Origin of the sequence: Enterobacter sp. 296B2 (assembly GCF_034106185.1) — a bacterium.
Taxonomy (GTDB): domain Bacteria; phylum Pseudomonadota; class Gammaproteobacteria; order Enterobacterales; family Enterobacteriaceae; genus Enterobacter; species Enterobacter cloacae_N.
This window is the reverse complement of sequence record NZ_JAWNCA010000007.1, coordinates 37046-51342: the sequence shown is the minus strand read 5'-3', so window position 1 is coordinate 51342 and position 14297 is coordinate 37046. Positions and strand designations below refer to the sequence as shown.

Genomic DNA, 14297 nt, shown 5'->3' with positions numbered 1-14297 from the left:
TCCTGTGCTTATCGAATTAAAATAGGAAAATGTGACCACAGCCTGCGGCCACAGGGATACTACGCCAACATTACCGCAACGATAGCGCTAACGGTAGCGTTTTATAGGGCTATTTTGATCCTGTCCGGCAAGCCAGGCGAGCTTTTCGCCAATCTTGCCCTCAAGACCTCTGTTTGTGGGGTGATAATAGCGGGTTTGTGCCATTTCCTGCGGGAAATATTCCTCGCCAGCGGCGTAGGCGTTGGGTTCATCATGGGCGTAACGATACTCCTGCCCGTAACCCATCTCTTTCATCAGTTTGGTTGGCGCATTGCGCAGGTGGACCGGCACATCGTAGTCAGGGCGTTCGCGCGCATCCGACATCGCGGCTTTAAATGCGGTATAGACGGCGTTGCTTTTCGGTGCACAGGCCAGATAGACAATCGCCTGGGCAATGGCACGCTCGCCTTCCGCCGGGCCTACGCGGGTAAAGCAGTCCCAGGCCGAGATCGCAACCTGCATGGCGCGCGGGTCGGCATTGCCAACATCTTCTGACGCAATTGCCAGGCAGCGGCGCGCAACATATAGCGGATCGCCACCCGCGGTGATGATACGCGCGTACCAGTACAGCGCTGCATCCGGAGCGCTGCCGCGCACGGACTTATGCAGCGCCGAAATCAGGTCGTAGAAACGGTCGCCTTTATTATCGAAACGCGCGCTGCGCTCCCCGGCAATTTCGGTCAGCAGCTCCTGCTTCAGCACCCGCTTCCCGGCATCATCCACTTCGGCCATATCGGCCATCATTTCCAGCGTGTTTAGCGCCCGACGCGCATCGCCGTTGACCAGCTCCGCAATCGCACGTCGCGTGTCGTCAGGCAGCACGATATCCTGCCCGCCGTAGCCCCGCGCCTTATCCTCCATCGCCTGCGTGAGGACCTTTTCGATATCCTCGGTGGTCAGGGATTTAAGCAAATAAACGCGCGCGCGGGACAGCAGCGCCGAGTTCAGTTCAAACGATGGATTTTCGGTGGTCGCCCCGATGAAGAAGATTGTGCCGTCTTCAATATGCGGCAGGAAGGCATCCTGCTGGCTCTTGTTGAAGCGGTGGACTTCGTCGACAAAGAGAATAGTGCGGCGTCCGGCATTGCGGTTCTGCCGCGCTCGCTCGATCGCCTCGCGGATCTCCTTCACCCCCGACGTCACCGCAGAGATACGCTCAACGTCCGCGTTAGCATACCGGGCGATCACTTCTGCAAGCGTGGTTTTGCCGGTGCCCGGAGGTCCCCAGAGGATCATCGAGTGTAAATGCCCGGCCTCAATGGCGCGCGGCAAGGGTTTCCCCGCAGCCAGCAGATGCTGCTGACCAATATACTGCGCTAAATTTTCTGGCCGCATACGGGCGGCCAGAGGTTGAAACGCGTTATCTGAAAAATCGAGCGACAGATTGCCCACTCATGCCTCTTACTTATTGCGTTGGTCGTCCACCGTTACGCCCTGCGGCGGGGTAAAGGTGAATTTCGATGCGTCAACAGCGCCGTTCTGCTGAGATTTAAGCTGGTAGCTGCTGCGCTGATCGTCTTGCTCAACCGCGCCGAACTGGTTAATGGTACCGTTGGTGCTTACGTTGATGGTGAACTGCTTCAGGTTGCCGTTACTGCCTTTCGGCGTCAGGACAAATTCGTCACCCTTCTGTTTAATATTGTACTGCTGCCAGTCGCTGGCCTGGTTGCGGGCAATCAGCATAAACGGCGTGTTGCTGGTCGCGTCCTTCAGCCAGGTCGCCGTGGCCTGCTCAACGAACGGGTTGAAGAACCACAGGGTTTTACCATCTGACACCAAAATACTTTCATCAGGCTGGGTCATATGCCAGTTAAACAGATTAGGGCGTTTCACCCACAAATCCCCCTGTCCTTCCTGCACCGCGTTGCCGCTGCCGTCTGTCACTTTTTGCGTGAAGCTGGCGTGGAAGCTGCTGACTTTGTCCAGTCGGCTTTTAAGGTCGCTGGCTGCATCAGCCCAGACGCTGCTGGCAACAAAACTGGTGAGTAATGCACAGGCGATGGCGATTTTTTTCATTGTTATTCCTTAAAATACGTCTTCCCGAAATGGGGGTTCCGTCATCTATTCTGGACCTGCCCGCAGGCAGGCGACAGAAGAAAATGCTTAATTTTTGCTGATTTACCCTTCTTTGCAAATGTTGAGGGTTAATCAAACGGCGGCGGAGCCAGCACCTCACGGTTACCGTTGTGCCCCTGCTCGCTCACGATGCCCTGCGCTTCCATCTGCTCGATGATACGTGCCGCGCGGTTATAGCCGATGCGGAACTGACGCTGCACGCCAGAGATGGAGGCTTTACGTTTTTCAGTGACGAAGTTAACCGCCTGATCGAATAACGGATCCAGCTCTTCACCGCCGTCAAAGCCACCGCCGCCACCTTCGCTTTCGCTGTCGGAGGTAATACCGTCAACGTACTGCGGACGTCCGCGCGCTTTCCAGTCCTGCACCACCGCGTGTACTTCCTGGTCGCGAACGAACGCACCGTGTACGCGCACCGGTGAGGTGGAGTTCGGGCCGGAGTACAGCATGTCCCCCATTCCCAGCAGAGACTCAGCGCCGCCCTGGTCGAGAATGGTACGGGAGTCAATTTTGCTCGAAACGGTAAACGCGATACGAGTCGGTATGTTCGCCTTAATCAGGCCGGTGATAACATCCACGGACGGACGCTGGGTCGCCAGCACCAGGTGAATACCTGCCGCACGCGCTTTCTGTGCCAGACGCGCGATCAGCTCTTCCACTTTCTTACCGACGGTCATCATCAGGTCGGCGAATTCATCCACCAGCACGACGATATAAGGCAGTTTCTCCAGCACCGGATGCTGTGCATCCATACTGTCACCCGGTTTCCAGTAAGGATCCGGGATTGGACGGCCCATGCGCGCCGCCTCGGCGATTTTCTCGTTATAGCCGGCCAGGTTACGCACGCCCAGCGCAGACATCAGCTTGTAGCGGCGCTCCATCTCGTTGACGCTCCAGCGCAGGGCGTTGGCGGCGTCTTTCATGTCGGTGACCACTTCCGTCAGCAGATGCGGAATGCCTTCGTAGACCGACAGTTCGAGCATTTTCGGGTCGATCATGATGAAACGCACATCTTCCGGCTGCGCTTTGTAGAGCATGCTGAGGATCATGGCGTTCACACCGACGGACTTACCGGAACCGGTGGTACCCGCTACCAGCAGGTGAGGCATTTTCGCGAGGTCAGCCACCACCGGGTCGCCGGCGATATCTTTACCCAACACTACGGTCAGCGGGGATGGGTTATCGCGGAACTTGGTGTTATCCAGCACTTCGCGCAGGTAAACGGTCTGACGTTTCTTATTCGGCAGCTCAAGGCCAACGTACGGTTTACCCGGAATCACTTCCACCACACGTACCGCAACGGTCGACAGAGAACGCGCCAGATCGCGGGACAGGTTAGAAATGCGCGCGGCTTTGACGCCCGGCGCCAGGTTAAGTTCGAAACGGGTAATAACCGGGCCCGGTGAGTAATTCACCACGTCCGCCTTGATGCGGAAGTCTGCCAGACGGGCTTCCACCAGACGGGCCATCTGCTCCAGAGCAAACGTATCAACCGGCTCGACTTCAGCCGGCGGCGGCGTCAGCAGATCCAGCGACGGCAGCGGCGTGCTCGGACGCTGCAGCGGACGGCTGTCACCGTTACGCATCAGCAGCGGGTGAATCAGGCTCTCCTGAGGCTGTGGCGCTGGCTGCTGGAACTGCGGCGGCTGTTGTTGCGGCTGCTGCGGTTGCGCATACGGCTGCTGAACAGGTTGCTGCGGCTGCGCGTATGTCTGTGCCTGCGGCGCCGGCTGCTGGCGCACAGGCTCTGCTTCAGGCATCACGCTCGGGGTGAACAGAGGCTCGCTCGGACCATCATCCACCAGATCTTTCATTGGTGAGAACTCGAAATCCGATAATGAGAACGGGTTCGCGCCAGCAGGCTGTTCACCGGAGTAACGTTGCTGCTGGGTTGCCGCAAACTGACGCGCTAATTCGGCTTCAGCCGCGTCATCTTCGTCTTCCAGCATCGGTTCATCGTGCTGATAGGCTTCACCGTAGCGCTGATTCTGCTGCGCGGCGAACTGGCGGGCCAGTTCGTCCTGCTGCATTTCATCGGCATCATCTTCATAGTCCGTCTCACGCGCTTTTTCTTCGGCCATCCGCTGGGAAGGCAGCTTGATACCATAGGAGGCAAGCTCACGTCGGGTTGGAACGCGGACGCGGTTAGGGCGAGGCAGTTGGGGACCAATTCCCTCTTTCACCTGCGGACGCGGCGCACCGCCCGTTGCCAGGCTAAATACCGGTGCTGCCGCCGCTGAGGCCGCAGAAGCCTGCTTCACGCTTTCCGCTACGGGGGCAACAGCAGGCGTCGGGTCGACCGGCGGAACCGAAACTGAAGGTGCCTTTGTAACCGGCTCCTGCACCGGTTCAGGCACAGGCTGATACCATGCCGCCAGCTGTTCGCGTTCACGAGCCCGGCGTTCTTCAACTTCTTCAAAATAGTACATTGGCGGACGAGACGGTTTCACCTCTTCCACCACCTCAGGTTCAGGCTGAGGCTCCACATAAGGCTGCGTGGGTTCAACCGGTTCAGGGGCATGCGCCTGATAAGGCTGGGCCGCAGGCTGCTCATAGTGCTGCGGTTCATACTCAGGTTGCGGCGGCTGATAAGGCTGCTGCCACTGCTCCTGCTGCACAGGGACATAGCTCTCTGGTTCAGGCGCGATAACGGGCTCCGGCGTGTGGACACCCGGTGCGGTCTGCCAGGCAACCTGAGGCTGCTGGATAACGGATTCCGGTGGTGGAACCGGCGCGGATGGCATCACGGCTTCGACAGGGGCGGCATACGCCTGTGCTGCGGTCGTTGCTGCTGCGGCTGCGGCAACCGGCGCGGTAACGGTATGCCCGTTAAGCAGCGGATCGTATTCATCGAAATCACCCGGCATCGCACGGTTGCCGGAGAAAAGCACATCATCTGGATCTACTGCGCTACCCGCTGCGCGGTACTCAACCTGCTCATCTTCATCCATACGCTTACCGGAGAAGAGCGCCGCATCGGTTTTGCGTCCAAGCGGGTTAGCAAATTTTTCAGCAACGCGCTGGCGACGCGCCAGGGCACCGCGCAGAATACGAGCACGACGAGATTCACGACGCTGCACCGGAACATCGTCTTCCTCTTCGTACTCATCTTCATATTCTTCTTCATCGACCCACGTGTCGTCGCGGCGGGTACGGTTGCTGGCGAAGGTCAGGATCGTAAGAATAAAGCTGCCGATCTTCTCGGCAATGCTCACCCATGACCAGCCGGTAAACAGCGTCAGCCCTGCCGCCCAGATGCAGAGCAGCGCCAGCGTGCCGCCGCTACTGTGAAGCATCGGCTGTAGCGCAGAGCTCAGCAGGCTGCCAATTACCCCGCCGGAGGCGAAGTACCAGATATCATCGGCGTTAATCGCCGCCAGCCCGCAGGAGGTGAGGATCAGCGCCAGCGCGCCAATCAGGCGCAGGGAAACCGCGAAATAATCGATGTAATCATCGTTCTGACGATGACGCCATGCAAACCAGCATCCGCCAATAATAATGACGGGAATGGTGTAGGCCATTACACCGAAAATGAAAAAGAGCGTGTCCGCAAGCCAGGCTCCGGGTACGCCGCCTAAATTATGGATAGGCTCATGCCACGCGGTTTGCGACCAGCTGGGATCGGAAGGGTTGAAACTGAGTAAGGCTGCCATCAGCCAGACGGCAAAAAGGGCAATAACGATCAGCAAAGCCTCGAGAAGACGACGTCCGCTGCTTAGCTTCGATAGTGTGACTTCTTTGTCTTCAGTGTATTCCTGGCTCAAGAAAGGCTCTCCAGGTATCAGGCATATCCTGCCTGTTTGCTAAAACGGACAACAGCGCCGGGGCTCCCCGGCACTGTTGCTGTATGGATTAACAGGAGTGTAATCAAACTACGCTGATTTTGCACCTGTTCCGTGTTAGCGCGTCTTAATAACCAGACGATTGCTCTGTTTGACCTCTTCCATTACCACATAGGTACGGGTGTCGTTCACGCCTGGCAGACGCAGCAGGGTTTCCCCCAGCAGCTTACGATAGGCGGACATATCAGGCACACGGGTTTTCAACAGGTAGTCGAAATCACCGGACACCAGATGACATTCTTGAATTTCTTCAAGTTTTTGTACAGCGGCGTTAAATTGCTCAAACACATCCGGCGCACCACGATTCAGAGTAATCTCAACAAATACCAGAAGTGAGGCATCCAGATAATGCGGGTTCAGCAGAGCCGTATAGCCCTGAATAAAACCCTGTCTTTCCAGTCGGCGCACACGCTCAAGGCACGGCGTCGGGGAAAGTCCCACACGTTTTGAAAGCTCGACGTTGGAAATACGCCCATCCTTTTGCAATTCATTAAGAATGTTACGATCGATACGGTCGAGATCTTTGCCAGGGCGCTTCTTGCTATCTACCATTATTATTGTCTCTCTGTATTCCTTCCCTACTCCTGCCTGGACCCTGTGCACATCACTGTTCAGAGCCTGTACCCGTTAGTCATCACATCGCCTGGTTATGTATTAGACGCGATGCGGATTCGGGTTCTGTTGGTAAGAAGACCGCTGCCCGAAGGCTGTCACCGACATCACGTATGGCGTCTGTCCACGCCATGCGTAGATTTCACTGACACGGTAAAAATGGCATTTACGTGCATGCCTATGCGGCATACGGTTAACGCGGTTTTTTTTCTTCCTTGAATGTTTTCGCAAATGCGCAGGGGATTGTCAAAGCAAAACATCGTTTTTTAGTACAAGATGCCGGATATTCATTACGGGGGGGTATTAATCCTCATTTTACTGCCTTATAAACGAGCGGTTTTAAGTAGAAAACGTGATGTAACGGCGCAAGATTCATCGGGCGCAGCTATTGCATATATCGAAAGCAAAATCCCAGCGCTCTTTTTTTACGGCAACAAATTCCCTACAATCCAGCCCATTGCCTGCCAACAACAATGGGGATCTCATGGGCACGACCAAACACAGTAAGTTGCTAATCCTTGGTTCTGGACCTGCGGGATATACCGCGGCGGTCTATGCTGCACGCGCAAACCTGCAGCCGGTACTGATCACTGGCATGGAAAAAGGCGGTCAGTTGACCACCACCACGGAAGTGGAAAACTGGCCGGGCGACCCGAACGACCTGACCGGGCCGCTGCTGATGGAACGCATGCACGAGCATGCTGCTAAGTTCGAAACCGAAATCCTGTTCGACCACATCAACAAGGTTGACCTGCAGAACCGTCCGTTCCGCCTGACGGGCGACAGCGGCGAATACACCTGCGACGCGCTGATCGTCGCTACCGGGGCCTCTGCCCGCTACCTCGGCCTGCCGTCTGAAGAAGCGTTCAAAGGCCGCGGCGTCTCTGCCTGCGCCACCTGCGACGGTTTCTTCTATCGTAACCAGAAAGTCGCGGTTATCGGCGGCGGCAACACCGCGGTGGAAGAAGCGCTTTACCTGGCGAACATTGCCTCTGAAGTGCATCTGATCCACCGTCGTGACACCTTCCGCGCCGAGAAGATCCTGATTAAGCGCCTGATGGATAAAGTGGCGAGCGGCAACATCGTGCTGCACACCAACCGTACCCTGGAAGAAGTCACGGGCGATCAGATGGGCGTTGCGGGTCTGCGCATTCGTGATACCCAGAACACCGATAACGTCGAAACGCTGGAGGTGGCGGGTCTGTTTGTGGCTATCGGCCACAGCCCGAATACCGCGATCTTCGAAGGCCAGCTGGAGCTGGAAAACGGGTACATCAAAGTGCAGTCCGGCAGCCACGGTAACGCGACCCAGACAAGCATCCCGGGCGTGTTCGCTGCCGGTGACGTAATGGACCATATTTACCGTCAGGCGATCACCTCTGCGGGCACCGGCTGTATGGCCGCGCTGGACGCTGAACGCTATCTCGATGGACTGGCTGAACAAGGTAAATAATCTTTACAAGTCAGTAACAAACGTAAATAAAGGCGGCCACAGGTCGCCTTTATTTTTGCTCGCGTGTAACATGCAGATGTCTAATTTCTTATAACGTCACCTGCAAAATACGCAATGGAAAAAACCCGTCAACAAGAGTTAACACGCTGGCTGAAACAGCAAAGCGTTATTTCCCGCCGCTGGCTTACGATCTCCCGTCTTTTGGGGTTCGTTAGCGGCCTGTTGATTGTTGCCCAGGCATGGCTGCTGGCCCGCATTCTTAATCACATGATCATGGAGAACATTCCCCGCGAAGCGCTCCTGCTGCCCTTTATTGTTCTGATCCTGGTTTTTGTCCTGCGCGCCTGGGTGGTGTGGCTGCGTGAGCGCGTCGGCTTCCACGCCGGACAGCATATCCGCTACGAGATCCGCCGTCAGGTGCTGGATCGCCTTCAGGAAGCCGGGCCCGCGTGGATCCAGGGTAAACCGGCCGGAAGCTGGGCGACGCTGATCCTTGAGCAGATCGACGATATGCACGATTACTACGCGCGCTATCTTCCGCAGATGGCGCTGGCGGTTTTTGTTCCGCTGCTGATTGTTATCGCCATTTTCCCCGTCAACTGGGTGGCGGCAGTGATCCTGCTGGGCACCGCCCCGCTGATCCCGCTGTTTATGGCGATGGTCGGCATGGGGGCCGCTGATGCCAACCGCCGCAACTTCCTGGCATTGGGCAGGCTGAGCGGACATTTCCTCGATCGCCTGCGCGGGATGGAAACCCTGCGTATTTTTGGTCGCGGTGAAGCGGAAACCGAGAATATTCGCCTGGCATCACAGGATTTCCGCCAGCGCACGATGGAGGTGTTACGCCTGGCGTTCCTGTCTTCCGGCGTGCTGGAATTCTTTACCTCGCTGTCGATTGCCCTCGTGGCGGTTTATTTCGGTTTCTCCTATCTCGGCGCGCTGGATTTCGGCCACTACGGCACGGCAGTCACCCTCTCTGCCGGTTTCCTGGCGCTCATCCTGGCCCCGGAGTTTTTCCAGCCGCTTCGCGACCTGGGGACCTTCTATCATGCCAAAGCGCAGGCCGTTGGCGCGGCCGACAGTCTGAAAACCTTCCTGGAGACGCCGCTGGCGCACCCGGAGCGCGGTGACGTGACGCTGAATGCTAAAGACCCCGTGACCATTGAAGCGCAGGATTTTTCCATTCTGTCACCTGAAGGCAAAGTGCTCGCGGGTCCGCTGAACTTTACCCTGCCAGCCGGAAAACGTGTGGTGCTGGTCGGCACCAGCGGTTCCGGGAAAAGCTCTCTGCTGAATGCGTTATCCGGTTTTATGGCCTACACCGGTTCGCTGCGGATAAACAAAGCTGAACTGCGTAATCTCGATCCCGACGCCTGGCGTAAGCAACTCAGCTGGGTCGGACAAAACCCGCAGCTTCCTGCCTCCACGCTGCGCGAAAACGTGCTCCTGGCGCGCCCGGATGCCCGTGAAGATGAACTACAGTCCGTTCTCGACCGCGCCTGGGTCAGCGAGTTTCTGCCGCTGCTCCCGCAAGGAGTTGATACCGTGGTCGGCGACCAGTCCGCCGGGCTGTCAGTAGGACAGGCGCAGCGTGTGGCCGTTGCCCGCGCGCTGCTTAACCCGTGCCAACTGATGCTGCTGGATGAGCCCGCCGCCAGCCTGGATGCCCACAGCGAACAGCGCGTCATGGCGGCCCTGAACGCCGCATCCCGGCAGCAAACCACCCTGATGGTCACCCATCAGCTGGAAGGCATTGCCGACTGGGACCAGATCTGGGTGATGGAGAACGGCCGAATTGTTGAGCAAGGCGATTACGCCGCTCTCGTTGCCGCGCAGGGCCCGTTCGCCGCCCTGCTGGCGAACCGTCAGGAGGACATCTGATGCGTGCTCTGCTGCCTTATCTTGCGCTCTATAAACGCCACAAATGGATGCTGACGCTGGGGATCGTGCTGGCGATTGTGACGCTGCTCGCCAGCATCGGCCTGCTCACGCTTTCAGGCTGGTTCCTGTCGGCCTCCGCCGTCGCAGGGTTCGCCGGATTATACAGCTTCAACTATATGCTGCCGGCGGCAGGCGTGCGGGGTACCGCCATTACCCGAACTGCCGGACGCTATTTCGAGCGGCTGGTCAGCCACGACGCGACGTTCCGTGTTCTGCAGCACCTGCGCATTTACACCTTCAGCAAACTGCTGCCCCTCTCCCCTGCCGGGCTGGCGCGTTTTCGTCAGGGTGAGTTACTTAACCGTGTCGTTGCGGATGTCGACACACTGGACCACCTTTACCTGCGGGTGATCTCCCCGATAGTGGGCGCGTTTGTGGTGATTGTAGTGGTCACGCTGGGGCTGTCCGTTCTGGATGTTCCCGTTGCGCTGACGCTGGGTGGAATTATGCTGCTGACGCTCCTTATTCTGCCGCCGCTGTTTTATCGCGCCGGGAAATCCACCGGGGAAAACCTGACGCGTCTGCGCGGGGATTATCGCCAGCAGCTGACCTCCTGGCTTCAGGGGCAGGCAGAGCTGACTATTTTTGGTGCCAGCAAGCGCTACCGCGCCCGACTGGAAAATACGGAGCTGAACTGGCATGACGCCCAGCGCCGTCAATCTGAACTGACGGCCTTCTCGCAGGCGCTGATGGTGTTAATCGGCGGCGTGGCGGTGATCGCCATGCTGTGGCTGGCTTCCGGCGGGATTGGCGGTAATACCCAGCCAGGCCCTCTAATTGCGCTCTTCGTTTTCTGCGCGCTGGCCGCTTTTGAGGCACTGGCCCCGGTGACGGGCGCCTTCCAGCATCTTGGACAGGTGATCGCCTCTGCCCTGCGCATCACCCAGATTGCCGAGCAGGAGCCTGAAGTCAGGTTCAGCGCAGCACAAACCGCCGTGCCTGAGCAGGTGGCGCTGAAGCTTGATAACGTGGCCTTCGCCTATGACAAGCAGGCCCAGAACGCGCTGGACGGTATTAACCTTTCTGTTAATGCAGGGCAGCGGATGGCGATCCTCGGCCGTACCGGCTGCGGTAAGTCGACGCTGCTGCAGTTGCTGACGCGCGCCTGGGATCCGCAGCGCGGTCAGATTCGTTTTAATACTACGTTGCTGACCGATTTCAGCGAGCAGGCCCTGCGCAAGACCGTGAGCGTCGTTCCACAGCGCGTGCATCTGTTTAGCGCCACCCTGCGCGATAACCTGCTGTTGGCCGCGCCAGAGGCTTCGGACGATGATCTTCGCGCCGTACTGGAGCAGGTCGGACTGCAAAAGCTGCTTGAGGACGAAGGTCTCAACAGTTGGCTGGGCGAAGGCGGTCGTCAGCTTTCCGGCGGAGAGCTACGCCGTCTGGCCATTGCGCGCGCGCTGCTGCATGATGCGCCGCTGATGCTGCTCGACGAACCGACAGAAGGGCTTGATGCGACAACCGAGAGTCAAATCCTTGATTTGCTGGCGAACGTGATGGCAGGAAAAACCGTCCTGATGGTGACGCACCGCCTGCGCGGGCTGGCAAGTTTTGATCGGATAATTGTGATGGACAACGGGCACATTATTGAGCAAGGTAGTCACGCAGAGCTGTTGGCGAAACAGGGTCGCTACTATCAGTTCAAACAGCGTCTGTAGACTATATTTGTAGCGTCCTCACTCGCGTACTGGAGTTTTGCTGTCATGCGCCTGGTCCAGCTTTCTCGTCATAACATCGCGTTCCCTTCGCCGGAGGGAGCGCTGCGTGAGCCCAACGGGCTGCTGGCCCTTGGCGGTGACCTTAGCCCTGCGCGGCTATTAATGGCGTACCAGCGCGGCATCTTCCCGTGGTTTTCTCCGGGCGACCCGATTTTATGGTGGTCTCCCGACCCGCGCGCCGTGCTGTGGCCAGCGCAGTTTCACGTAAGCCGCAGCATGAAGCGATTCCATGCAAAATCCCCCTACCGCGTAACGCTGAATCACGCCTTTGGACAGGTGATCGAAGGCTGTGCCGAAGATCGCCATGAAGGGACGTGGATCACCCGCGATATCGTCAACGCCTATCATCAACTCCATGAGCTTGGCTACGCCCACTCCATTGAGGTTTGGGAAAACGGGGAACTGGTTGGCGGCATGTACGGCGTGGCGCAAGGGACGCTATTTTGCGGCGAGTCGATGTTCTCCCGTGCGGTCAACGCCTCGAAAACCGCGCTGCTGGTCTTCAGCCAGGCCTTTGCCCAACGCGGCGGGCGTCTGATCGATTGTCAGGTGCTCAATGAGCACACCGCCTCCCTCGGTGCCGTTGACATCCCGCGACGACAGTATATTGAGCATCTGGACGCCTGCCGTCAGGAGAAGCTCCCGCGCGACTTCTGGATCCCCAGAACGCTCTTTATGCCCAATGCCTAAATGTTTTCCGCATATTTTTTGTGAGGGTGTTATAATTATGCCGCAGAGTAGCTTCTGCCTGTTGCCCCGCCGCCGTTTGGGACCTTCGCTTCAGATAACGTCCTGACGTTTATCCTGTTGTATCCCCTTTACGAATGCGCTTTCCGTTCGGTTGTACCGTGACGCTTGGGCAATGCGCCGAAACTGTTTTGCTGCGTTTTAAACGCGCAATTCTTTACTTAATTGATGAATTTCGGCATTATCTTGCCGGTTCAAAACTTGGTAGTGATACCCCAGAGGATTAGATGGCCAAAGAAGACAATATTGAAATGCAGGGTACCGTACTTGATACGTTGCCTAATACCATGTTTCGCGTAGAGCTGGAAAACGGTCACGTGGTAACTGCGCACATCTCCGGTAAAATGCGCAAAAACTACATCCGCATTTTGACGGGCGACAAAGTGACTGTTGAACTGACCCCGTACGACCTGAGCAAAGGCCGCATTGTCTTCCGTAGTCGCTAATTGTTTTCGCCTGTAATGGCAGATGAATATTAAATAAGGCCGGGATATTCCCGGCCTTATTTTTTTGTGGCGCAGTCGATAATTTGAACAATTATTTGACGGTCCGTTTGAGCATCGTGGCTGTCTGTTCGACAGTGTAGGAAGTAAGGGGTGTGAGGCCTTATTTTCTATTTTGCTGAGCTACGTGTGCGGCAGTGCACTTCATCCTGTGGTGATGGTTGTCCATTTCCCTTTTCTAAGCTGCCTGTACGGCAGTGCACTTGAATAATATCCACACACCATCATGATTTTCATACAAAAAAAGCTGAAAACCTTTCTCTCACCCTCTTTTTCACCCTCTCAAAATTTTCATTTGGAATCAATCAATTACAAGAACGATAAAAATTAGGGTCAAAACTTCGTTCTACTCATAAACCACCCAGCACAAAAAATACCCATTCCACACCCTCTGACAAATGACTATACTTAACCATGACAAATGACATTAATCAGGAGGTAACATGAGAACCTGGATCCCGGCGCAGAAACCTGCTGATAACGCACTTTGGCGCTACGCCGGTTTACCCGCGAACAGAGGTATGCGGCTGATTGAATTTCTCAATCAGGGATTGCCCGTCAGCGTCCTCGACAATATCCATGAGTGGACGGCCATGTCGAAAGCGGACATTTTGCGCGTCACCGGGATTAATGAGCGTAACGTGGCTCGCCGTAAAAGCGCGGGACGGACGCTGACACCGGATGAGAGCGAACGCGTGGCCCGTTTCGTTCGGGTGCTGGATGCTGCCGTCGATTATTTCGGCAGTAAAGAAGAGGCATGGAACTGGCTGCAGGCGCCGGTACGCGGGCTTGGCAATGTTGCGCCTGTCGACCTGATCGCTACGGAAACCGGTGCGCTGGAAGTCACCGACCTGATTGGTCGACTCGAACACGGAGTGTTTGCATGATTTTTTATCGGCTGGTAACGGGGCGCTATGCCAGCGAAGCGTGGAGTGGAAGCGGCGCAAATCAGTACGGCGGTCGCTGGAACCATAAAGGACATCCCGCCGTATATGTGTCCACGTCCATCTCGCTGGCATCACTGGAGATTTTGGTGCACGTCAGAAAAGATACCGTATTGAATCAGTACCAGCTTTTCAGCATTGATATCCCGGATGACCAGATTGATTACCTGGATAAAGCCTGGCTCCCCGAGGACTGGCAGGAAAATCCGGCACCGGTATCGACGATGGATCTGGGAACCGGGTGGTTGCAGGCTAACAGCGCCCTCGCCCTCATCCTGCCTTCCTGCATCATTCCCTATGAAAACAACGCCATCCTTAACCCCTTACATCCGGCATTCCATACAGCGCTCAGTTCTGTTCAGCAACTGCCCTTTATTTTTGATACCCGCCTCGCAGAAAAAACCGCACCCTGAACGCTG

11 protein-coding genes and 1 pseudogene are annotated in these 14297 nt (G+C 56.7%); 8 read left to right on the top strand and 4 right to left on the bottom strand.

Annotation, left to right across the window (positions count from 1 at the left end; all coding sequences use genetic code 11):
- Window positions 1–87: 87 nt before the first annotated feature.
- The 4 genes from rarA to lrp form a co-directional block, all read right to left on the bottom strand.
- The gene (rarA, locus tag URZ40_RS07355) at window positions 88–1431 is read right to left on the bottom strand and encodes a replication-associated recombination protein RarA (protein ID WP_163328579.1); all 1344 of its coding nucleotides are present in this window, start codon (window positions 1429–1431) and stop codon (window positions 88–90) included.
- Window positions 1432–1440: 9 nt separating this feature from the next.
- A complete protein-coding gene (lolA, locus tag URZ40_RS07350; protein ID WP_116340976.1) occupies window positions 1441–2055 on the bottom strand; it encodes an outer membrane lipoprotein chaperone LolA in 615 nt (204 codons plus the stop codon).
- Between the two features lie 128 nt (window positions 2056–2183).
- Window positions 2184–5879 (bottom strand): DNA translocase FtsK 4TM domain-containing protein, encoded by a 3696-nt coding sequence (locus URZ40_RS07345; RefSeq protein ID WP_320720187.1) that lies wholly within the window; start codon window positions 5877–5879, stop codon window positions 2184–2186.
- Window positions 5880–6014: 135 nt separating this feature from the next.
- Window positions 6015–6509, bottom strand: coding sequence for a leucine-responsive transcriptional regulator Lrp (gene lrp, locus URZ40_RS07340; RefSeq protein ID WP_000228469.1), 495 nt, complete (start codon window positions 6507–6509; stop codon window positions 6015–6017).
- A 544-nt stretch (window positions 6510–7053) separates the two neighbouring features.
- Here lrp and trxB point away from each other — a divergent pair.
- The 8 genes and pseudogenes from trxB to URZ40_RS07305 all read left to right on the top strand — a co-directional run bounded on the left by trxB (window position 7054) and on the right by URZ40_RS07305 (window position 14291).
- The gene (gene trxB / locus URZ40_RS07335; RefSeq protein WP_116340982.1) at window positions 7054–8022 is read left to right on the top strand and encodes a thioredoxin-disulfide reductase; all 969 of its coding nucleotides are present in this window, start codon (window positions 7054–7056) and stop codon (window positions 8020–8022) included.
- A 114-nt stretch (window positions 8023–8136) separates the two neighbouring features.
- A complete protein-coding gene (cydD, locus tag URZ40_RS07330) occupies window positions 8137–9903 on the top strand; it encodes a heme ABC transporter permease/ATP-binding protein CydD (RefSeq protein WP_116340984.1) in 1767 nt (588 codons plus the stop codon).
- Window positions 9903–11624, top strand: coding sequence for a heme ABC transporter ATP-binding protein/permease CydC (cydC, locus tag URZ40_RS07325; protein ID WP_116340986.1), 1722 nt, complete (start codon window positions 9903–9905; stop codon window positions 11622–11624). Before cydD ends, cydC begins: the two co-directional genes overlap by 1 nt.
- Window positions 11625–11669: 45 nt before the next feature.
- The gene (aat, locus tag URZ40_RS07320) at window positions 11670–12374 is read left to right on the top strand and encodes a leucyl/phenylalanyl-tRNA--protein transferase (protein WP_320720185.1); all 705 of its coding nucleotides are present in this window, start codon (window positions 11670–11672) and stop codon (window positions 12372–12374) included.
- Window positions 12375–12557: 183 nt separating this feature from the next.
- A pseudogene (locus URZ40_RS23170) lies at window positions 12558–12731 on the top strand (hypothetical protein); the annotation flags it as partial.
- Complete coding sequence (infA, locus tag URZ40_RS07315) at window positions 12659–12877, top strand: translation initiation factor IF-1 (protein ID WP_002211347.1); 219 nt, start codon at window positions 12659–12661, stop codon at window positions 12875–12877. The pseudogene URZ40_RS23170 and the gene infA, both read left to right, overlap by 73 nt.
- Before the next feature lie 500 nt (window positions 12878–13377).
- Complete coding sequence (locus tag URZ40_RS07310; protein ID WP_023337017.1) at window positions 13378–13821, top strand: antitoxin Xre/MbcA/ParS toxin-binding domain-containing protein; 444 nt, start codon at window positions 13378–13380, stop codon at window positions 13819–13821.
- Window positions 13818–14291: an RES domain-containing protein gene (locus URZ40_RS07305; RefSeq protein ID WP_320720184.1), complete on the top strand. Its 474-nt coding sequence runs from the start codon at window positions 13818–13820 to the stop codon at window positions 14289–14291. The genes URZ40_RS07310 and URZ40_RS07305 overlap by 4 nt, the downstream gene beginning before the upstream one ends.
- Window positions 14292–14297 lie beyond the last annotated feature (6 nt).

What these genes read in the sequence shown, in the direction of transcription:
- lolA (WP_116340976.1), bottom strand. Translation starts at nt 2,055, where the DNA reads ATGAAAAAAATCGCCATCGCCTGTGCATTACTCACCAGTTTTGTTGCC.
- lrp (WP_000228469.1), bottom strand. Translation starts at nt 6,509, where the DNA reads ATGGTAGATAGCAAGAAGCGCCCTGGCAAAGATCTCGACCGTATCGAT.
- trxB (WP_116340982.1), top strand. Translation starts at nt 7,054, where the DNA reads ATGGGCACGACCAAACACAGTAAGTTGCTAATCCTTGGTTCTGGACCT.
- cydD (WP_116340984.1), top strand. Translation starts at nt 8,137, where the DNA reads ATGGAAAAAACCCGTCAACAAGAGTTAACACGCTGGCTGAAACAGCAA.
- cydC (WP_116340986.1), top strand. Translation starts at nt 9,903, where the DNA reads ATGCGTGCTCTGCTGCCTTATCTTGCGCTCTATAAACGCCACAAATGG.
- aat (WP_320720185.1), top strand. Translation starts at nt 11,670, where the DNA reads ATGCGCCTGGTCCAGCTTTCTCGTCATAACATCGCGTTCCCTTCGCCG.
- infA (WP_002211347.1), top strand. Translation starts at nt 12,659, where the DNA reads ATGGCCAAAGAAGACAATATTGAAATGCAGGGTACCGTACTTGATACG.
- URZ40_RS07310 (WP_023337017.1), top strand. Translation starts at nt 13,378, where the DNA reads ATGAGAACCTGGATCCCGGCGCAGAAACCTGCTGATAACGCACTTTGG.
- URZ40_RS07305 (WP_320720184.1), top strand. Translation starts at nt 13,818, where the DNA reads ATGATTTTTTATCGGCTGGTAACGGGGCGCTATGCCAGCGAAGCGTGG.